The following is a 19,599-nucleotide window of genomic DNA, read 5'->3' as shown; positions in this document are numbered from 1 at the left end:
CTTTCCCCCTCTCCCAGAGGGAGAGGGGGAAAACTGCGGCTAACGTTTACACCGCTCTGAAGGCGATCTCGCTTGGAATCACATCCCCGTTCCAGTAAAGCTGAGCCGCCACGCGCCCCGCCAGGTCGCGGTAGAGCGTAGTGATGTCGCTTTCCGGGCGATTAATGACCGTCGGCTTACCGACGTCGAGGTCTTCACGCAGGGTGATGTGCAGCGGCAGCTGACCCAGCAGCGTGGTGTGATATTGCTGTGCCAGTTTCTCCGCGCCGCCGGTGCCGAAAATCGGCTCCTGGTGACCGCAGTTGCTGCAAATATGAATACTCATATTCTCAACAATGCCCACCACCGGCACCTCAACTTTCTCGAACATCACGATCCCTTTGCGGGCGTCGATCAGCGCGATGTCCTGAGGCGTCGTCACAACCATCGCCCCGGTGACCGGAATGTTTTGCGCCAGCGTCAGCTGGATGTCACCGGTGCCCGGCGGCATGTCAATCACCAGGTAGTCCAGATCCGGCCACAGCGTTTCCTGCAGCATTTGCATCAGCGCTTTGCTGGCCATCGGACCGCGCCACACCATAGCGTTTTCGTCGGTCACGAGGTAACCGATCGAGTTAGTCGCCAGGCCGTGCGCCACGATCGGCGCCATGTGTTTGCCGTCCGGGGACGTTGGGCGCTCGTGTTCGGCACCCAGCATGGTTGGGATCGACGGGCCGTAAATGTCGGCATCGAGAATGCCCACTTTGGCCCCTTCGGCCGCCAGCGCCAGCGCCATATTTACCGCGGTAGTCGATTTACCCACCCCGCCTTTGCCGGAGCTGACGGCAATAATGTTTTTGACGCCGTTAATGCCGGGCTGGTTTTTCACCCGCTTAAGCGTGGCAATGTGATGGCTTAGCTTCCAGTCCACCGCCTTCGCGCCGGTGATCCGCAGCAGGTCAGCGCTGCAGGTCTCTTTTAAGGCATCAAACCCGCTTTGCCAGGCGAACGGCATCTGCAGTTCAACGTGTAGCGTGTCGTCAAGCATGGCGACATGGTGCAGCGCTTTCAGGGCGGTAAGGTTGTGTTTCAAGGTAGGGTGCTGAAAATTAGCCAGGGTCCCGGCGACCATCGCGCGAAGCTGTTCCGGGGACTTGCTGGACGGGGATTGCGAATTCATCCCGACTCCTTATGTTTTTATCGGACATTGCAATCCGCTAAGCATACCAGAAACCACGCCGCCTATTCATGTGCGGTTATTGCGGGCTTTGGGGTTACTAAACAATTGCCAATCCGGTAATATCAAGTCCCCTTTTTTAAAATCAGAAGATGCAATTCCCACTATGACTCAACCCGCGAAGAAAATATTGGTAACGTGCGCCCTGCCGTACGCAAACGGCTCAATCCACCTCGGTCACATGCTGGAGCATATTCAGGCTGATGTCTGGGTCCGTTACCAACGAATGCGCGGCAACGAGGTTAACTTCATCTGCGCAGACGACGCCCACGGCACGCCTATCATGCTGAAAGCGCAGCAGCTGGGTATCACCCCAGAGCAGATGATTGCCGAAATGAGTCAGGAGCATCAGACTGATTTTGCAGGCTTTAACATCAGCTATGATAACTATCACTCTACCCACAGCGACGAAAACCGCGCGCTGTCGGAGCTGATTTATGGCCGCCTGAAAGAAAACGGTTTTATTAAAAACCGCACTATCTCTCAGCTCTACGATCCGGAAAAAGGCATGTTCCTGCCGGACCGTTTTGTCAAAGGCACCTGCCCGAAATGTAAAGCCCCGGATCAGTACGGCGATAACTGCGAAGTGTGCGGCTCCACCTACAGCCCAACTGAGCTTATCGATCCAAAATCCGTGGTGTCCGGCGCGACGCCTGAAATGCGTGATTCCGAGCACTTCTTCTTTGACCTGCCGTCGTTCAGCGAAATGCTGCAGGCGTGGACCCGCAGCGGCGCGCTGCAGGAGCAGGTGGCCAACAAGATGCAGGAGTGGTTCGAGTCCGGTCTGCAGCAGTGGGATATCTCCCGCGATGCGCCTTACTTCGGCTTCGAAATTCCGAATGCACCGGGCAAATACTTCTACGTCTGGCTGGATGCGCCTATCGGCTACATGGGTTCCTTTAAGAACCTGTGCGACAAGCGCGGCGACACCACCAGCTTCGACGAATACTGGAAGAAAGATTCCACCACCGAGCTGTATCACTTCATCGGCAAAGACATCGTTTATTTCCACAGCCTGTTCTGGCCGGCCATGCTGGAAGGCAGTCACTTCCGCAAGCCAACCAACCTGTTTGTTCACGGCTATGTAACGGTCAACGGCGCGAAGATGTCCAAGTCTCGCGGCACCTTTATCAAAGCCAGCACCTGGCTGAATCACTTTGATGCCGACAGCCTGCGTTATTATTACACCGCGAAGCTTTCTTCCCGCATCGACGATATCGACCTTAACCTGGAAGACTTCGTGCAGCGCGTGAACAGCGACATCGTCAACAAAGTGGTTAACCTGGCGTCCCGTAACGCCGGCTTCATCGCCAAGCGTTTTGACGGCATGCTGGCCGCAGAGATTGCCGATGCAGAGCTGTACAAAACCTTCACCGACGCGGCAGAAAGCATCGGCGAAGCGTGGGACAGCCGCGAATTTGGCCGTGCAATCCGCGAAATCATGGCGCTGGCGGATATCGCTAACCGCTACGTGGACGAGCAGGCACCGTGGGTTGTGGCTAAGCAGGAAGGCCGCGATGCCGACCTGCAGGCTATCTGTACCATGGGCCTGAATATGTTCCGCGTACTGATGACCTGGCTTAAGCCGGTTCTGCCGTCGCTCACCGAGCGTACAGAAGCCTTCCTGAATGCTGAACTGAGCTGGGACAGCATCGCTACGCCGCTGCTGAACCACAAGGTAAACAGCTTCAAGGCGCTGTATAACCGTATTGAAACGAAACAGGTGGAAGCGCTGGTGGAAGCGTCTAAAGAAGAAGTGAAAGCGCTGAATGCGGCGCCGGTAACCGGCCCGCTGGCGGACGATCCGATTCAGGAGACCATCACCTTTGATGACTTCGCGAAAGTGGATATGCGCATCGCGCTGATTGAGAAAGCAGAATTCGTGGACGGCTCCGACAAGCTGCTGCGCCTGACGCTGGATCTCGGCGGCGAGAAACGTAACGTCTTCTCCGGCATTCGTACCGCTTACCCGGATCCTTCTCAGCTGGAAGGTCGTCTGACCGTGATGGTGGCCAACCTCGCTCCACGTAAGATGCGCTTTGGCGTGTCTGAGGGGATGGTGATGGCCGCAGGTCCTGGCGGGAAAGATATCTTCCTGCTGAGCCCGGACAGCGGTGCTCAGCCCGGCATGGCGGTTAAGTGACCGATAAAAAACCCCGGAAATCCGGGGTTTTTTCTTATTAGGCGTCTCTCGCCTGACCGACAGTTTTGTCCTTCAGGAACAACACCATCAGCCCAAGCCAAACCACTCCGCCCAGCAGGTTAAACAGGCTGAACAGACCGTTGCCGCCGAACTGGTAGGCGTGCTTGCTCAGCTCAATACCGACGGTAAAGATCAGCATTTGCAGCATGCCCATCGCCGCCGACACCGTGCCTTTACTCATCTCGCTGGCGAACAGCGTCAGGCGCACCAGGCCCGCATTCGCCAGGCCGATGCCAAAGGCGTACAGACTCAGGCCAGCGGTCATCCACAAATAAGCATGAGAAGAAACCACCGTAGCCACTGCCGCCACAATCAGGCCCGGCACAATCCACCAGCCGCCCATGATGATCAGGCTGCGCACGCTGCGCCGGGACGTCAGCTTCGCCAGGACCAGGTTACCGAGGATCAGCGCGCCGAAGATGGGCACCTGCAGCAGGCCGTATTCATAGCTGCTGAGATTCTCCCCGCTGATGATGATCACCGGCGACTGGGCAATCCACGCCAGCAGCGGCAGGCTGACAAAGCCCGTCGCCAGCGCGCCCGAGACAAAACGCAGGTTTTTCAGCACCAGCTTGTAGTCACGCCCAAGCTCTTTCAGCGAAAGCTTTTCGCCAAGGCGGGTCGCCGTTTCCGGCATCGCCTTGTGCAGCCCAAAGAAAGAGATGGCCGCCAGCAGCGCAAACAGCACAAACATCGTTTCCCACGGAGCCACGTGGATCCACGCCGCACCTACCAGCGGCCCAAGCAGCGGCGCGATGAGCGCCACGTTCGCCATCAGCGCGGTTATCTTGATGCAAACCGCCTCTTCGAACGACTCCTGAATAGCGGCGTAGCCCACGGCGCCAATAAAGCACAGGCTGACGCCCTGCAGGAATCGCAGGAAGGTGAACTGCTGAATATCCTGGGCCAGCAGCGTCGCGAGGCAGGTGACAATAAACCAGACCACACCGGTCAACATTACCGGGCGGCGGCCAATACGGTCAGACAGCGGCCCCAGCAGCCACTGCAGGAACATCCCGCCCGCCAGATAAGCCGTCATTGAGGTCGGCACCCATTCCACGCCCGCCTGGAACTGATCCACCACGGCCAGCATCCCCGGCTGGATCATGTCATTGCCGATATAAGTTGAGAATTCGTAGAGCACCAGACAAAGCGGGAACAGCAGTGCCTGACGGCCTAACGATTTGTTAGCTATCGTATTATGTTGCATTAGAAACTCAGAAGATAAAGAAACGCGCAGAGTGTATTCAATTGCCCGTGCCAGCGGTAGTCAACGGCTGACAAATAGCACGGGGTGTAAATCCGCGCATATCATACCTCAATTCTATTAAGGATTTCTTAATCTGTGATGAATATTCTGCTGCCATGAATTTAAGGTCGGCACTCTCTTAGGAGAGACAAGATGAAATATTTTCCTAAACCAACGGTAAATAAGACAAAACTGCTTTACCGTCTGCCGCCCTACTTCTATCTTTTCCCGCTTTGCATCCTGATAATACGGGCTGCCATTTTTCGCTGGTTTTCCGGGAGAAGGCCAGATGATGCGCGGGGCACACTTTTTCAGCCACAACCTGTGGACAGGTTGCTGGGTATGGTTAACCCGGGTGGTGCTTTACGGCGCGATGTCCACCTGGTCAGTTAAAGCACAGGACAAGTTATGATGGAAACGCTCAACCAGAATCTGTTTTTGCTCATTAATGCTACCCCGTCCTCGCCGGAGTGGATGATAAAAATGGCGATTTTCTTCGCCCGGGATCTTATAAGCATCGTCCCGCTGCTGATCGTCGCGCTCTGGCTGTGGGGCCAGCATAAACAGATGCCGGCCCAGCGCCAGGTGGTGATCAAAACCGGCATGGCGCTGGTGATTAGCGTGGCGCTGTCGTGGGTCATTGGGCAGTTGTTCCCGCATCCGCGTCCTTTTGTGGTCGGACTTGGCTACAACTTCCTGCACCACGCGCCGGATGACTCTTTCCCAAGCGACCACGGCACGGTGATCTTCACCTTTGCTCTGGCATTTTTGTGCTGGCACCGCATCTGGTCCGGCGTAATGCTGTTTGCGATCGGCTGCGCTATTGCCTGGTCCCGCGTCTACCTCGGCGTTCACTGGCCGCTGGATATGCTCGGCGGCCTGCTGGTCGGCATGAGCGCCTGTCTGTTGTCGCAGGTAGTCTGGAACCTGAGCGGGCCACAAATCCACCAGCGCCTGCATCAGATTTACCGCTACTGTTTCGCGCTGCCCATCCGCAAAGGCTGGGTACGTGACTAAGCGGTTCTCCGCAGGTAAGATGCGTTAACTAAAGCCCTGCCTTAGCGGGGCTTTTTAATGCTCAGAGGACGCTATGGAAACCCGCCGTGACGAGCGCATTAACCGCCTTGTACAGGCGCTGAAGCGCAGCGATAAAATTCATCTCAAAGAAGCCGCTCAGCTGTTGGGCGTCTCCGAAATGACCATCCGCCGCGATATTAACAGCGAGCCGGGTCAGGTTGTTTTGCTGGGCGGATATGTGGTGCTGGAGCCCCGGAGCGCCGGGGCCAGCTACTACCTGTTGAGCGATGAAAAAACGCGTCAGGTGGAAGAGAAACGTCATGCCGCCAGGCTCGCCGCGCAGCATGTTCGCCCGCGCCAGACTGTGTTCTTCGACTGCGGCACCACCACGCCTTACATTATTGACGCCCTTGACGACGATCTGCCTTTCACAGGCCTGTGTTATTCCCTCAACACCTTTCTGGCACTCCAGGAAAAACCCCACTGCCGGGTGATTTTAAGCGGCGGCGAGTTTCACGCCAGCAATGCGATATTTAATCCGATTAACTTCCAGGAGTGTCTGGGGAATATCTGCCCGGATATCGCCTTTTTATCCGCTGCCGGCGTCCACCCGCGCTACGGCGCAACCTGCTTTAATTTGAATGAGCTGGCGGTGAAGCATTGGGCGCTGAGCATGGCCCAGCGTAATATTCTGGTGGTGGATGACACCAAGTTTGGCAAGGTTCGCGCCGCCTGCATGGGGCCGCTGACGGCGTTTGATACGATTATTACCAACCGGCCTCCCGCCGCGGAGTTTATAGACTTTGCCGCGGCGGAAAATCTGACGCTAACGTGGTAGTGGTAGTCGCTTAAGAGAACCAGCTCCCGAACCAACCGTGGAGCTTCATCAGCACAAAGTCCCACATGCGGCTGAAGAAACCGCCCTCTTCAACCGGCTCCATCACCAGCAGCGGACGCTGTTCAATGGATTTGCCGTTAAGCTGGAAGTCGATAGTGCCGACGGCCTGGCCCTTTTTCAGCGGCGCCGTTAGCTGAGGTTCATTCAGCGTAAAGCTGGCTTTCAGGTTTTTCAGCTGACCGCGAGGAATGGTCACCGAGCCGCCTTCACCGGCGCCAAGATTGACTTCGCTCTTATCGCCAAACCAGACGCGCTGGGTCACGAAAGTCGCGTCAGGCTTGATTGGCGTGACGGTTTCGAAGAAACGGAAGCCCCAGGTCAGCAGCTTTTCGCTCTCGTTAAAGCGAATGCGATCGGTTTTCGTGCCCAGCACGACGGAAATCAGGCGCATATCGCCGGAGGTTGCCGAAGCGACAAGGTTATAGCCCGCGCCCTCGGTGGTGCCGGTCTTCATACCATCAACGTTAAGATTAGAGCTCCACAGCAGGCGGTTGCGGTTCGGCTGCTTGATATTGTTAAAGGTGAACTCTTTCTCTTTATGCACCGCGTACTCATCCGGCACGTCGTGGATCAGCGCCTGCCCCAGCAGCGCCATGTCGCGCGCGGTGCTGTACTGCCCCGGAGCATCCAGGCCGTGAACGGTTTTAAAGGTGGTGTTGGTAAGCTTGAGCTTCTGCGCGTAGTTGTTCATCAGGCTGACAAACGAGTCCTGGCTGCCCGCCACATAGTCGGCAATCGCAATGCTGGCGTCGTTCCCGGACTGAATAATGACGCCTTTGTTGAGATCTTCCACCGAGACTTTATCGCCTGGTTTCAGGAACATCAGTGAAGAACCGCGCAGCACCGGGTTACCGGTGGCCCAGGCATCTTTCCCGATAGTGACCATATCCGTCAGGTGAATCTTACCTGCCTTCAGCGCCTGCCCTACCACATAGCTGGTCATCAGCTTGGTCAGACTTGCCGGATCGAGCTTTTCGTCGGCATTTCCTTCCGCCAGCACCTTCCCGCTGGCGTAATCCATCAAAATCCAGGCTCTGGCATCGACCTGGGGCGCATCTGCGGTCTGCTCAGCGCTCAGCGCAGGAGCCGCTAGCAGCAGCAGGGTTGTCCCTGCGAGTAAACCACGTAGTGTTACAGGCATTTGCAAGCTCTTCATAAAACCACCTGAGTATCCATTCTTAAAAAATTCACGGTGCGCACCGCCACCCAAAAGTCAGGATGTGAGTAATAACGCACGAATCCACTTAAAGAAACATAGAGTTGGTAAAGTTTTTTAAGTTTATTCGATATCTGCACGAGTTGCCGCCGTCGCGCCATTTTTTTTAGCTTCGGTTGAGAAACAGTGGTGTTTTCGTGACCGGAGCCGGGCATACTCGATGTCCACCTGCAAAAAAAAGGAACCACCATGATTACCGTTTGGGGCAGAGATAACTCGACCAATGTGAAGAAAGTGCTGTGGTGTCTGGAAGAGCTACAACTGCCGTACCGCTCCGTGCCCGCGGGCGGGAAATTTGGCCTGACGCATGATGCCGAATACCTGGCGATGAACCCGAATGGCCTGGTGCCGTGCATTCACGACGACGCACACGGGCTGACGCTGTGGGAATCCAACACCATCGTGCGCTACCTGGCGGCTGAATATGGTCGCGATTCGCTGTGGGTAAATGCCCCGGCAGAGCGTGCCAAAGGCGAAAAATGGATGGACTGGTCCGCCACGGCGGTTGCGGGTCCCTACCGTGGCGTGTACGCCAGCCTGGTCCGAACCCCACCGGAAGAGCGCGATCGCAAGCTGATTGAGCAAAGCATTGTGGCCTGCAACAAGCTGTTTGCCATTGCGGATGCGGAACTGGCAAAACAGCCGTGGCTGGGTGGCGAAGCCTTTGGCCTGGGCGACCTCGCCTTTGGCCCGCAAATCTACAGCCTGCTCAACCTTGATATTCCGTGGGATGCAGCGCCAAACCTTCAGCGCTGGTATCAGCAGCTGACCCAGCGCCCGGCGTTCAAGAAAATTGTGATGATCCCCCTGACCTGATTGAGCTTTCCTTCGGGCTGATTTTTAGCAGCTCGCCGTCTGATTCGTCGGTCAGGACATACAGATAGCCGTCCGGGCCGACGCGCACATCGCGAATACGCTTTTTACGATCCCCCAGCAGCAGCCGTTCGTCCGTCACCTTGTCACCATCCAACGTCAGTTCAATCAGATTCTTTTCTTTGAGCGCGCCGATAAACAGCTTGCCTTTCCACTGCGGGAAAGTGTCACCCGAATAAAATGCCATGCCGCTTATCGCCGGAGAGACTTGCCAGTAATGCGCCGGTTGCTCGGTACCTTCAGCTTCTCCCCCTTTGGCTTCCGGGATCTTAAGCCCGCTGTAATTAATGCCCCAGGTCGCCAGCGGCCAGCCGTAGTTTTTCCCTGCGGCCGGGATATTAATTTCATCGCCACCTTTCGGCCCGTGCTCGTTTAACCACAGTTCGCCGTTGGCCGGATTAATGGCTAATCCCTGCGGGTTACGATGCCCATAGGACCAAATTTCAGGCCGGACGCCTGGTTTGCCTATAAACGGGTTGTCCTGCGGAACGGAACCATCGGTATTCAGCCGCACCACTTTACCCTGCAGCTTATCGAGATCCTGAGCCGTAGCGCGCTCGTTGTTTTCCCCCAGCGCGATAAATAGGTGGCCTTTCCCGTCAAACGCCATGCGTCCGCCGAAATGGTTACCGGTGGAGAGCTTTGGCGCCTGGCGGAACACTACCTTAAAGTTTTCCAGCCGTTTCAGATCCTGACTTAACGTCCCATATCCGACGGCAGTACCGGCTTTGTTGTCGCTGCCGCCTTCGGCAAAGCTAAGCCACACGCGGCGGCTGCTGGCGAAATCCGGGGCCAGCACAACGTCCAGTAAACCACCCTGACCGTGGGCCCAGACTACAGGCACACCGCTAATGGGCGCGGATAACCCCTTGCCCTGCTGCCACAGATGCAGTTCTCCGCCGCGCAGGGTAATCAACATTCCCTGGTTATCAGGTAAAAAATCCAGCGCCCACGGGTGAGGCAGGTCGGTTTGCAGAACTTCAACGTTGGTTTTAGCGGCCAGAGCATAAGAGGCAGAGAGAAGTAGCGCGGCGGCAATCAGCGTGCGGGACGGGAACGGCGGCATGGCAATCTCCTGGTTTTGGCTATCCGTTAAGGGTAGCCGCCGCAGACAAGCCAGCGCCCGGTTTTACATAACATTAAGAACGGGGAGCCTGACTGACTCCCCGCGCGCGGGTCAGGCTTCGACGGCCTTCCCGCGTTCTGCCAGCGCATTCAGGCTCCGGGTGAGCTGCATCAGGCTGGTTTCAAGCTTTGCCGCATCAACTGCAATGTATTGTGGGCAGTCTTTGCGCCCGCTCATCAGGCAAAGTGCGGCGGATGAACACGCCTCAACGGCATGGCGAAAATCATCTTTTTCAGCGTCGGCCAGGCTCGCCTGCAGCACAAAGGCAGCATCGCGGCTCCGGTGACAGACATCAAGCAAGCGGGTCCGCAGCTGTTCGCTTTCACTGACAGACATGTACCCTTTGGCCTTTCTCAACGCCAGGTAGGCGGCGATCTCTACCTTCGCGGCCTGCAGCTTTTGCAGCAGGTCGTGTTTGAGCGTACGTCCGGACATAGCGCATCCTCCTCGTGGGCTACCGATTAACCCACAGGTAAAGTATGGTCAAAGGATGATAATTCGCGGCTAATATCTTTCGCATTTGATGCTGTTTATCGGGTAAGTGGGAGTATGCGGGGGTTAAACCGCAGCGGAATAACTCACCCGCAATGCAAACCGCAATTCTCCAGTACAAATTCCCGCCCAACCTCTGTAGAATCCCTGCCCTAATCCTTCTAATAATTGAACACTTTTTAAGCTATGAGCAATGTGACCCAACAACCCCGCATCGGGTTTGTCTCCCTCGGCTGCCCGAAAAACCTCGTGGACTCCGAACGCATCCTGACTGAACTGCGCACCGAAGGTTATGACGTGGTGCCAAGCTATGACGACGCCGACATGGTCATCGTCAACACCTGCGGCTTTATCGACAGCGCCGTACAGGAATCGCTGGAAGCCATCGGTGAAGCGCTGAACGAAAACGGTAAGGTGATTGTCACCGGTTGCCTGGGCGCAAAAGAAGATCAGATCCGGGAAGTGCATCCGAAGGTGCTGGAGATCACCGGCCCACACAGCTATGAACAGGTTCTGCAGCACGTTCACCACTACGTGCCAAAACCGCAGCACAACCCGTTCCTGAGCCTGGTGCCGGAACAGGGCGTGAAGTTGACGCCGCGTCACTACGCGTATCTGAAAATTTCCGAAGGCTGCAACCATCGCTGCACCTTCTGCATTATCCCGTCCATGCGTGGCGATCTGGACAGCCGCCCAATCGGCGACGTGCTGGCAGAGGCAAAACGTCTGGTTGAAGCGGGCGTGAAAGAGCTGCTGGTGATCTCTCAGGACACCTCCGCGTACGGCGTGGACGTTAAGCACCGCACCGGGTTCTGGAACGGCGCTCCGGTAAAAACCAGCATGGTTAGCCTGTGCGAGCAGTTGGCTAAACTGGGCGTCTGGACTCGCCTGCACTACGTTTACCCATATCCACACGTTGACGATGTGATCCCACTGATGGCGGAAGGCAAGATTCTGCCGTACCTCGATATCCCGCTGCAGCACGCCAGCCCGCGCATTCTGAAGCTGATGAAGCGCCCAGGCTCTGCGGATCGTCAGCTGCAGCGCATCAAGCAGTGGCGTGAAATCTGCCCGGACCTGACCCTGCGTTCGACCTTTATCGTCGGCTTCCCGGGTGAAACCGAAGAAGACTTCGAGATGCTGCTCGACTTCCTGAAGGAAGCGCGCCTGGATCGCGTCGGCTGCTTCAAATACAGCCCGGTTGATGGCGCAACCGCCAACGAGCTGCCGGATCAGGTACCGGAAGAAGTAAAAGAAGAGCGCTGGAACCGCTTTATGCAGCTGCAGCAGAAAATCTCTGCCGAGCGCCTGCAGGAAAAAGTGGGCCGCGAGATTCTGGTCATGGTTGATGAAGTGGACGAAGAAGGCGCCATCGGCCGCAGCATGGCGGATGCCCCAGAAATCGACGGCGCGGTTTACCTGAATGGCGAAACGAAGCTGAAGCCAGGCGACGTTGTCCGCGTGAAAGTTGAAAACGCGGATGAGTACGATCTGTGGGGTTCAGTGGTTTAGTTTGCCCGTCCTGCATAACAAAGGGCTCTTTGTGAGATCGGTGAATATTCCGTTCACTTCCAGCCCTGTTTTATATGTAACCCGGCATAGGTGAACGTCTTAGGGGAGTCACCGTCACTCCCCTAAGAACCCGGACTCCCGGCCAAATAAATCGACCGCGTGAGCGGCAAACCTCCGTTTTATCTCCCAGTCCCAGGTCGGCAGAGATGCGTTCCCGACGCTCTCAGCCTCCGGCCGTTCCCGACGTCCGGATCCTGGCCAGTCGGAGAGAAAACAGAGGCGATTTAAGCCGGAACCGAGCCTCGCTTTTAACCCGCAGCCACACGGGACGTTAACGTTGCTGAAAGTTCCACAGCCACGCCCTTGTTCCCGGCTCTCAGCGCCCCCGGTGATGACCCAACTCAGGCGGGGTTGAGCTGTCGGGAACAGCGAAAGAGAGCGATCGTCGGGAACGCATCGCGAACGACCCCGAATGTTTGGGTGATAGCCGGTGGGTTTACCGCTTCAGCGGCGATGAGCTTGCCGGGCGCCGGGGGTTGTCAGGGGGCATGGCGTAACGCCACCTGACACGTTCACCGGTTCAGTAGCTACATGTAAAGATGGACTTGAAGTGAACGGAACCTTATCCAGCCCTTCAGAAAGAGTTTTTTTAAATACGAAATCACCATTGAACACACGCCTAAAACGTGTAACTCACCCCCACCGTTAACTCCCGCAGGTTATTCTTATTCACCATTGGGCTGTCGCTGATGGTACTCGGATAAAAACGCTGGGTGAACTGCGCCCAGGTGTTCCATAGCGGTGTCCATGCGTAGTTCATTGCCAGCTGTGCGTAAGGCACAATACTGCCCTGTGGACGCCATGCTGCAAGGCCCGTTCTCGCCGACTCTTTCTCTGAAACACCGTAGTAATAGCGCGTGTTTTGCGCATTCGAGAAGTCCATTCCGACCTCAGGCACCAGCGTGAAGTCTCCCCACTGCGCCATTGCAATATAGGCCGTATTTGCCGTTAGGCCGTTGCTGACGCCCAGCGTGTCGCCCGCAATTGTCGCGCTGAACGCGCCTATCGGCGTGGTGTATTGCATCGTCATGCCGCCCATCATCGTACTATGGCGATTATTCAGCCCCCGCAGCGCGGGAGTCTGCCCGGTATCTGCCTGATACAGGGTATCGTAGTAATACACTTTAGCGCGCAGCAGCAGCGTGTCGGTATTGATGAAGTTATAGCCCGCTTCGGTGCCGTCGAGGTACCAGGTTTTGCCGTCGTAGCCGACGTAGGGCAGCGCCCAGCGAAGCTGGTGCCGGGTTTGGTAAGGGGTTTGATACAGGCCCCCCTGCGCGCCAAGCGACCAGTTGGCCGCCGGGCAGGCAGTGGCAATCAGCAACGGGCTTAGCAGAAGTGCCCCGGTTATCTTTCTCATTTCTTCACTCCAGGGCAACGAATCTACTGCCTCAGCTTAGCCTTTAATTTTAGGATCCAGCGCGTCCCGTAGCCCATCCCCCAGCAAGTTGAACGCCAGCACGGTCAAAAAGATGGCAAGACTCGGGAAAATAGCCACATGCGGGGCAATCACCATATCCGCCCTCGCCTCGTTCAACATAGCGCCCCACTCCGGCGTAGGTGGCTGAGCCCCGAGGCCGAGAAATGACAGGCTTGCGGCGGAAATAATCGAGGTCCCGATGCGCATCGTGAAATACACCACAATCGACGAAACGGTTCCCGGCAGAATATGCCGGAAGATGATAGTCGCATCCGGGGCACCAATGCTACGAGCAGACTCAATAAAAGTTTGCTGTTTCAGCACCAGCGTGTTGCCGCGCACCAGGCGGGCAAAGGCCGGAATACTGAAAATCGCCACCGCAATAATCACGTTGGTCATCCCACTGCCCATCACCGCCACAACCGCAATTGCCAGCAAAATACCGGGGAAGGCGAACAGCACGTCGCAGATTCGCATGATAATGCGGTCCCACCAACCTTCGTAATAGCCCGCCAGCAGGCCAAAGAAGGTGCCAATCAACGCCCCAATCAGCACCGAAAAGACCCCGGCGGCCAGCGAGATTTGCGCCCCGACCAGCACACGACTAAAAATATCCCGCCCGAGCGAATCAACGCCAAACCAGTGCAGCATCGACGGGCCGTCGTTTAGCCGGTCGTAATCGAAATAATTTTCTGCATCAAAAGGGGCAATCCATGGGGCAATAAGCGCAATCACTATCAGCAAAAGCACAAACAGCCCGGCGGTAATAGCCACGGGCTGCTGGCGAAAACGCCGCAGAAACTCACTCCACGGGGTGCGAATTTGCCCGGCACGAACCACCGGCATCGCGTTGACTATGGCCTGGCGTCGCCAGTTTAAAAGTCGCATCCTTATTTGTACCTGATGGCCGGGTTAATGGCGGCATACAGCAGATCCACCACTAAGTTGATCACAATAAACTCCAGCGAAAACAGCAGAACCTCGGCCTGAATCACCGGGTAATCGCGCATCTCCACCGAATCCACCAGCAGGCGCCCTAATCCCGGCCAGTTAAACACTTTTTCCACCACAATAGAGCCACCAAGCAGGAAACCGAACTGCAGCCCCATCATGGTGACCACCGGGATCATGGCGTTTCGCAGGCCGTGTTTAACCACGATCAGCGTTTCGCTCACGCCTTTCGCCCTGGCGGTACGCATGTAATCTTCGTGCAGCACATCCACAAACGACGCGCGGGTGAATCTCGCCATGACCGCCGCAACCGCCGCTCCAAGGGTAATGGACGGCAGAATGTAATGCTGCCAGCTGTCGGCCCCCACCGTGGGCAGCCAGCCCAGTTCAACCGAGAAAACCTGCATCAGCAGCATCCCCAGCGCGAAGGCCGGGAAAGAAATACCGGACACGGCAATGGTCATGCTCAGGCGATCCGGCCAGCGATTGCGCCACACGGCAGCGACGATCCCGGTGGCAAGGCCAAACAAAGTCGCCCATGCCATGCTGGTCAGCGTCAGCCACAGCGTGGGCATAAAGCGGCTGGCGATCTCTTCGGACACGGGGCGGCGCGAAACCAGCGAAGTGCCAAAGTCACCCTGCACGACATGAGTAATGTAATGCAGGAACTGCCGCCACAGCGGTTGATCCAGCCCCAGCTGTTTGCGCACCAGTTCGATGACCGTGGCATCAGCTTCCGGCCCGGCAATCAGGCGCGCCGGGTCGCCGGGCAGCAGATGCACAAACAGGAATACCAGCACCGCCACGATGAACAGCGTTGGGATCAGGCCTAAAAGGCGTTTGAGGAAATAGTTAAACATCGCAGCCCCTCACCCTAACCCTCTCCCCAGAGGGGAGAGGGAATCAAGAGACAAGGCACCAACAGGCTTAGCTTTCCCCCCTCTCCCTTTTAGGGAGAGGGCCGGGGTGAGGGTCATCATCACGCTACTTCAGATCCGCATTATCAAAACTAAACCCGGTATCCGGCATCACGTAGAACCCGGTAAGATTTTTGCTGTGGGCAGAAACCAGTTTTTCCACCACCAGCGGCACCCACGGAGACTCTTTCCAGATAATATCCTGCGCGTCTTTATACAGCTTCGCTTTCTCATCAGGTTGAGTGGTTTTCAGCGCATCGGTCAGATCTTTGTCGACCTGTTGATTACTGTAAAACGCGGTGTTAAACAGCGTTGGCGGCCAGTTCTGGGAAGCAAACAGCGGCGACAGCGCCCAGTCAGCTTCGCCGGTTGACGCCGACCAGCCGGTGTAGAACATTCTTACGCCGCTCTCTTTCTGCCCTTTGGCTTCCACTTCTGCCGCACGCTGCCCGGCGTCCATCGCCGTCACTTTCACCTTGATACCCACCTGCGCCAGCTGCTGCTGGGTAAACTGCAGCACTTTCTGCGCGGTGCTGTGGTTGTGGGAGGACCAGAGCGTGGTTTCAAAGCCGTTCGGGAAGCCCGCTTCTTTCAGCAGCGCTTTCGCTTTAGCCGGATCGTAAGGCCAGGGCTTGAATTTCTCGGCATAGGCAAGCGACGGCGGCACCACGCCTTCTGCTGGCGTAGCGAAGCCGGAGAACGCCACTTTCACCAGCGCCTGGCGGTTAATCGCATAGTTGATGGCTTCGCGGACTTTCGGGTTATCAAACGGTTTTTGGGTGACGTTCATGCTGATGTAGCGCTGCATGATCGACGGCGAGGCAACCAGCTCAAGCTTGCTGTTTTTCTCCAGCACACCGGCCTGCTCGTAAGGGATCGGGAACGCGAACTGCGCTTCACCGGTTTGCAGCATCGCCGCACGGGTATTGTTATCCACGACCGGGCGCCAGGTAATGCTGTCCAGCTTCGGCAGGCCTTGCTGCCAGTAACCGGCGAATTTCTTCACCTTCACAAAATCGGTCTGGTTCCAGGTATCCAGCTGATACGGGCCGGTACCCACCGGATGGAAGCCGATATCTTTGCCGTATTTTTGCAGCGCAGCCGGGGAGATCATCGCCGTGGCCGGGTGGGCCAGAATATTGATGAACGCCGAGAACGGCTCTTTTAAGGTAATTTTCACCGTGGAAGGATCGACCACTTCCGTTTTGGCAATGGTTTTATACAGGTTGTAGCGCTTGAGGTGGTTGTCCGGGTTGCTGGCGCGATCGAGGTTCGCTTTTACCGCATCGGCATTGAAGTCCGTGCCGTCCTGGAACTTCACGCCAGTGCGCAGCTTGATGGTGTACACCAGACCGTCGTCAGACACTTTGTAGCTTTCGGCCAGCACGTTCTGCAGTTTCATGTCTTTATCAAGCCCGAACAGCCCCTGATAGAACGATTTGGCCACCGCCTGGGACAGCGTGTCATTCGCGTCGTAGGGATCGAGCGTGGTGAAGTTTGAGGCCACCGCTACGACGACATCTTTAGCAGCGAAAGCGGGCGTGGCGATAACGGCGGAGGCAAGTCCCGCCGCCAGCAGCCATTTTTGCGTTGTGTTAGCTGTCATTATTGTTTTCCTTTATAGGCGATTTTCACTGCTGCCGATGGGGTGACGAGCGACAAAATGCCCCGGCCCCACCGCAACCAGCGGTGCTACGTGCGGTTCATCCCCCAGGCTGCGTGTGGCACTGGGGATCTCGTCAGACACTAAAACAGGCTTGCGTCCCTTGCGGGTTGGGTCAGCCACCGGTACCGCCGCCATAAGTTTGCGGGTGTACGGATGCTGTGGGTTTTCAAACACGGCGCGGCGCGGGCCAATTTCCACTATCTGGCCCAGATACATGACCGCCACGCGATGGCTGATGCGTTCCACGACGGCCATGTCGTGGGAAATAAACAGAAAAGCGATGCCAAATTCGCGCTGCAGGTCGAGCAGCAGGTTAACGATTTGCGCCCGAATCGACACATCCAGCGCCGAGACGGACTCGTCGGCAATCACCACCTTCGGGTTCAGCGCCAGCGCGCGGGCAATACAAACCCTCTGCCGCTGGCCGCCGGAGAACTCATGCGGGTAACGCCACGCGTGCTCGGGCTGTAAACCGACTCGCTCAAGCAGCCAGGCGACGCGCCGCTGGGCCTCTTCTTTAGGCATCGCCTGATGCACCAGCAGCGGCTCCATAATGGAGTAGCCGACGGTCTGGCGCGGATCCAGCGAGGCATACGGATCCTGGAAAATAAACTGAATGTCTTTGCGGACGTGCTGCAGCTCGCCGTTGGGCAAATTATCAATACGCTGACCGTTAAAGGTGATGGTGCCGCCCTGGGTTTCCACCAGCCGCAGCAGCGAGCGCCCGGTGGTCGATTTACCACAGCCGGACTCGCCCACCAGCGCCAGCGTTTCGCCGGGCAATAAATCAAAACTCACCTTTTCAACGGCGTGAACCTGGCGCGTCACCCGGTTGAATATTCCGCTACGCAGCGGGAAGCGAGTCACCAGATCGCGAACTTCCAGCACCGGCTTCGCGCCGGAAGGAATCGTATCCTGCTCGGTTTCTGGCGCTTGCTGATTCGGTTGGCCTGGGACTATCAGCGGGAATTTACGCGGTAAATCACTGCCATTCATGGCGCCAAGGCGCGGAACGGCAGCTAACAAAGCCTGGGTGTAGGCGTGCTGTGGATTCTGGAATATTTGCTCCACGGTGCCGGTTTCAACCGCTTCGCCCCGGTACATCACCAGCACCCGGTCGGCGATGTCCGCCACCACGCCCATATCGTGGGTGATAAAAATGACGCCCATCTGCATTTCATCCTGCAGAACGCGAATAAGCTGCAGGATTTGTGCCTGAATAGTCACGTCGAGGGCAGTTGTTGGCTCATCGGCAATCAGCACCGCCGGGCGGCAGGAGAGCGCCATGGCAATCATCACTCGCTGGCGCATACCGCCGGAAAGCTGGTGCGGATAGCGGTTCAGGATGGCCTGTGCCTCAGGAATACGCACGCGTTCGAGCATGCGCTTCGCTTCTGCCAGCGCTGCGCGGCCATCCAGCTTTTGATGTAAACGGATGGATTCAGCGATTTGCTCGCCCACGGTGAACACCGGATTAAGCGAGGTCATTGGCTCCTGGAAAATCATGGCCACATCCGCCCCGCGCACGCGACGCATCTGGGCATTGCTCAGTTCGGGCAGGTTCAGCACCTCTTTATTACGCCGACGCAGCAGCAGCTTGTCGCAGCTAACCTGCCCGCCGCCCTGCTCCAGCAGGCGCATCAGCGCCATCGCAGTGACCGACTTCCCGGAACCCGACTCACCCACGATAGCCAACGTTTCACCCCGATTAAGGGTCAGCGTCAGGTGACGCACCGCGTCAGTAACCTGCTGCTGTTGGCGAAAGCGAATATTGAGGTCGCTAACGGCAAGCACCTGCTCGTCCGGTAGCTCATGACTGTGCGGCATTAACTCTCCTGGTCACGATAAATTCCTACGTTCGGGGCATCGCCGACAAAGCCAAAGCCACGGTACATCCCCTCGCTGTTAAACGGCAGCGCGACGTTCCCCTGATTGTCGATGGCAATCATGCCGCCGCTGCCGCCCAGCGCGGGCAGTTTCTCCATCACCACGCGGTCCACCGCCTGCTGCAGACTCAGTCCGGCATACTCCATCAGCGCCGCAATATCGTAGGCCGCCAGCGTGCGGATAAATACTTCGCCCGTGCCGGTGCAGGACACGGCCACGTTGGCGTTATTGGCATAGCAGCCGGCGCCGACTAAGGGAGAATCCCCTACCCGGCCCGGCAGTTTATTGGTCATTCCGCCGGTGGACGTTGCCGCCGCCAGATTCCCCTGTTTATCGAGCGCCACTGCGCCTACCGTACCAAATTTTTTATCGGCATCAATCGGCTCAGCCCCGTCATGATCCAGCCACGTTTGCTGACTTTCACGGGCGCGCAGCAGTTGCTGATAGCGTTCTTCGGTCGAAAAGAGCGTGGCTTCGACCGGCTCAAGCCCGTTCTGCGCGGCGAAACGCTCCGCCCCTTCGCCAATCATCAGCACGTGCGGGCTATTTTCCAGCACGAGTCTTGCCGCCAGGACAGGGTTGCGAATATGGCTCACGCCCGCCACCGCTCCGGCATTCAGGCTGTTGCCGTCCATCACGCAGGCGTCCAGCTCATGTTTACCTTCACGGGTGAACACCGATCCTATCCCGGCGTTGAACAGCGGGCATTCTTCGAGCAGACGCACCGCCTCGGTCACCGCGTCCAGCGCGCTGCCGCCGCGTTCAAGGATCTGCTGCCCGGCTTCGACAATACCGGAGAGTGCGCGAATAAATTGCAGCTCTTTTTCAGGCGTGAGGTGGGCGCGGGTCAGAGCTCCGGCCCCGCCATGAATAGCGATAACGGCTTTGGTCATTCG

General features: G+C 57.1%; 16 protein-coding genes and 1 pseudogene. 6 read left to right on the top strand and 11 right to left on the bottom strand.

Annotation, left to right across the window (positions count from 1 at the left end; genetic code table 11):
• Positions 1 to 46: 46 nt before the first annotated feature.
• On the bottom strand, positions 47 to 1,159 hold the full coding sequence (gene apbC, locus F3J29_RS02650; protein WP_166862783.1) for an iron-sulfur cluster carrier protein ApbC: 1,113 nt from the start codon (positions 1,157 to 1,159) through the stop codon (positions 47 to 49).
• Positions 1,160 to 1,322: 163 nt separating this feature from the next.
• Here apbC and metG point away from each other — a divergent pair, with 163 nt between their 5' ends.
• Complete coding sequence (gene metG / locus F3J29_RS02645; protein WP_166862781.1) at positions 1,323 to 3,359, top strand: methionine--tRNA ligase; 2,037 nt, start codon at positions 1,323 to 1,325, stop codon at positions 3,357 to 3,359.
• 37 nt (positions 3,360 to 3,396) lie between these two features.
• Here the strand turns inward: metG and F3J29_RS02640 are convergent, their stop codons facing one another.
• Positions 3,397 to 4,629: an MFS transporter gene (locus F3J29_RS02640; RefSeq protein ID WP_166862779.1), complete on the bottom strand. Its 1,233-nt coding sequence runs from the start codon at positions 4,627 to 4,629 to the stop codon at positions 3,397 to 3,399.
• A 316-nt stretch (positions 4,630 to 4,945) separates the two neighbouring features.
• On the opposite strand from F3J29_RS02640, the pseudogene F3J29_RS22825 reads away from it, so the two are divergent.
• From F3J29_RS22825 to deoR, 3 genes and pseudogenes are all read left to right on the top strand, one after another.
• Positions 4,946 to 5,080, top strand: a pseudogene (locus F3J29_RS22825) (phosphatase PAP2 family protein); the annotation flags it as partial.
• Positions 5,077 to 5,685, top strand: coding sequence for an undecaprenyl-diphosphate phosphatase (gene ybjG / locus F3J29_RS02630; protein WP_166862778.1), 609 nt, complete (start codon positions 5,077 to 5,079; stop codon positions 5,683 to 5,685). The pseudogene F3J29_RS22825 and the gene ybjG, both read left to right, overlap by 4 nt.
• Positions 5,686 to 5,758: 73 nt before the next feature.
• Positions 5,759 to 6,523 (top strand): DNA-binding transcriptional repressor DeoR, encoded by a 765-nt coding sequence (deoR, locus tag F3J29_RS02625; RefSeq protein WP_166862776.1) that lies wholly within the window; start codon positions 5,759 to 5,761, stop codon positions 6,521 to 6,523.
• Between the two features lie 10 nt (positions 6,524 to 6,533).
• Here the strand turns inward: deoR and dacC are convergent, their stop codons facing one another.
• Positions 6,534 to 7,724, bottom strand: coding sequence for a serine-type D-Ala-D-Ala carboxypeptidase (dacC, locus tag F3J29_RS02620; RefSeq protein WP_166862774.1), 1,191 nt, complete (start codon positions 7,722 to 7,724; stop codon positions 6,534 to 6,536).
• A gap of 264 nt (positions 7,725 to 7,988) precedes the next feature.
• On the opposite strand from dacC, the gene F3J29_RS02615 reads away from it, so the two are divergent.
• A complete protein-coding gene (locus F3J29_RS02615; RefSeq protein WP_166862772.1) occupies positions 7,989 to 8,615 on the top strand; it encodes a glutathione S-transferase family protein in 627 nt (208 codons plus the stop codon).
• Here the strand turns inward: F3J29_RS02615 and F3J29_RS02610 are convergent.
• Both F3J29_RS02610 and F3J29_RS02605 read right to left on the bottom strand, forming a co-directional pair.
• On the bottom strand, positions 8,584 to 9,738 hold the full coding sequence (locus tag F3J29_RS02610) for a PQQ-dependent sugar dehydrogenase (RefSeq protein WP_166862770.1): 1,155 nt from the start codon (positions 9,736 to 9,738) through the stop codon (positions 8,584 to 8,586). The genes F3J29_RS02615 and F3J29_RS02610 overlap by 32 nt on opposite strands.
• A gap of 111 nt (positions 9,739 to 9,849) precedes the next feature.
• A complete protein-coding gene (locus F3J29_RS02605) occupies positions 9,850 to 10,233 on the bottom strand; it encodes a biofilm formation regulator BssR (RefSeq protein ID WP_166862768.1) in 384 nt (127 codons plus the stop codon).
• Between the two features lie 243 nt (positions 10,234 to 10,476).
• On the opposite strand from F3J29_RS02605, the gene rimO reads away from it, so the two are divergent.
• The gene (gene rimO / locus F3J29_RS02600; protein WP_008455208.1) at positions 10,477 to 11,802 is read left to right on the top strand and encodes a 30S ribosomal protein S12 methylthiotransferase RimO; all 1,326 of its coding nucleotides are present in this window, start codon (positions 10,477 to 10,479) and stop codon (positions 11,800 to 11,802) included.
• A gap of 679 nt (positions 11,803 to 12,481) precedes the next feature.
• On the opposite strand, the gene F3J29_RS02595 is transcribed toward rimO, so the two are convergent.
• From F3J29_RS02595 to iaaA, 6 genes are all read right to left on the bottom strand, one after another.
• Complete coding sequence (locus F3J29_RS02595) at positions 12,482 to 13,222, bottom strand: MipA/OmpV family protein (protein ID WP_166862766.1); 741 nt, start codon at positions 13,220 to 13,222, stop codon at positions 12,482 to 12,484.
• Between the two features lie 36 nt (positions 13,223 to 13,258).
• Positions 13,259 to 14,170, bottom strand: a complete 912-nt coding sequence (gene gsiD / locus F3J29_RS02590) for a glutathione ABC transporter permease GsiD (RefSeq protein WP_166862764.1) — start codon at positions 14,168 to 14,170, stop codon at positions 13,259 to 13,261.
• 2 nt (positions 14,171 to 14,172) lie between these two features.
• Entirely contained in the window at positions 14,173 to 15,093 is a 921-nt protein-coding gene (gsiC, locus tag F3J29_RS02585; protein WP_166862762.1) for a glutathione ABC transporter permease GsiC, read from the bottom strand.
• A gap of 124 nt (positions 15,094 to 15,217) precedes the next feature.
• Positions 15,218 to 16,756, bottom strand: coding sequence for a glutathione ABC transporter substrate-binding protein GsiB (gene gsiB, locus F3J29_RS02580; protein WP_166862760.1), 1,539 nt, complete (start codon positions 16,754 to 16,756; stop codon positions 15,218 to 15,220).
• 12 nt (positions 16,757 to 16,768) lie between these two features.
• Complete coding sequence (gene gsiA / locus F3J29_RS02575) at positions 16,769 to 18,643, bottom strand: glutathione ABC transporter ATP-binding protein GsiA (RefSeq protein ID WP_166862758.1); 1,875 nt, start codon at positions 18,641 to 18,643, stop codon at positions 16,769 to 16,771.
• Entirely contained in the window at positions 18,643 to 19,596 is a 954-nt protein-coding gene (gene iaaA / locus F3J29_RS02570; protein ID WP_166862756.1) for a beta-aspartyl-peptidase, read from the bottom strand. The genes gsiA and iaaA overlap by 1 nt, the downstream gene beginning before the upstream one ends.
• Between the last annotated feature and the right edge of the window lie 3 nt (positions 19,597 to 19,599).

Source organism: Enterobacter sp. Cy-643 (genome assembly GCF_011752815.1).
GTDB lineage: Bacteria > Pseudomonadota > Gammaproteobacteria > Enterobacterales > Enterobacteriaceae > Cedecea.
The sequence above is the reverse complement of the archived record's forward strand: the minus strand, read 5'-3'. Positions and strand labels throughout refer to the sequence as shown.

Excerpts from the sequence above, each read along its gene's own strand:
- gsiB (WP_166862760.1), bottom strand. The coding sequence starts at position 16,756 with ATGACAGCTAACACAACGCAAAAATGGCTGCTGGCGGCGGGACTTGCC.
- F3J29_RS02615 (WP_166862772.1), top strand. The coding sequence starts at position 7,989 with ATGATTACCGTTTGGGGCAGAGATAACTCGACCAATGTGAAGAAAGTG.
- rimO (WP_008455208.1), top strand. The coding sequence starts at position 10,477 with ATGAGCAATGTGACCCAACAACCCCGCATCGGGTTTGTCTCCCTCGGC.
- dacC (WP_166862774.1), bottom strand. The coding sequence starts at position 7,724 with ATGCCTGTAACACTACGTGGTTTACTCGCAGGGACAACCCTGCTGCTG.
- F3J29_RS02595 (WP_166862766.1), bottom strand. The coding sequence starts at position 13,222 with ATGAGAAAGATAACCGGGGCACTTCTGCTAAGCCCGTTGCTGATTGCC.
- gsiD (WP_166862764.1), bottom strand. The coding sequence starts at position 14,170 with ATGCGACTTTTAAACTGGCGACGCCAGGCCATAGTCAACGCGATGCCG.
- deoR (WP_166862776.1), top strand. The coding sequence starts at position 5,759 with ATGGAAACCCGCCGTGACGAGCGCATTAACCGCCTTGTACAGGCGCTG.
- gsiC (WP_166862762.1), bottom strand. The coding sequence starts at position 15,093 with ATGTTTAACTATTTCCTCAAACGCCTTTTAGGCCTGATCCCAACGCTG.
- iaaA (WP_166862756.1), bottom strand. The coding sequence starts at position 19,596 with ATGACCAAAGCCGTTATCGCTATTCATGGCGGGGCCGGAGCTCTGACC.
- F3J29_RS02610 (WP_166862770.1), bottom strand. The coding sequence starts at position 9,738 with ATGCCGCCGTTCCCGTCCCGCACGCTGATTGCCGCCGCGCTACTTCTC.
- F3J29_RS02605 (WP_166862768.1), bottom strand. The coding sequence starts at position 10,233 with ATGTCCGGACGTACGCTCAAACACGACCTGCTGCAAAAGCTGCAGGCC.
- metG (WP_166862781.1), top strand. The coding sequence starts at position 1,323 with ATGACTCAACCCGCGAAGAAAATATTGGTAACGTGCGCCCTGCCGTAC.
- gsiA (WP_166862758.1), bottom strand. The coding sequence starts at position 18,643 with ATGCCGCACAGTCATGAGCTACCGGACGAGCAGGTGCTTGCCGTTAGC.
- F3J29_RS02640 (WP_166862779.1), bottom strand. The coding sequence starts at position 4,629 with ATGCAACATAATACGATAGCTAACAAATCGTTAGGCCGTCAGGCACTG.
- ybjG (WP_166862778.1), top strand. The coding sequence starts at position 5,077 with ATGATGGAAACGCTCAACCAGAATCTGTTTTTGCTCATTAATGCTACC.
- apbC (WP_166862783.1), bottom strand. The coding sequence starts at position 1,159 with ATGAATTCGCAATCCCCGTCCAGCAAGTCCCCGGAACAGCTTCGCGCG.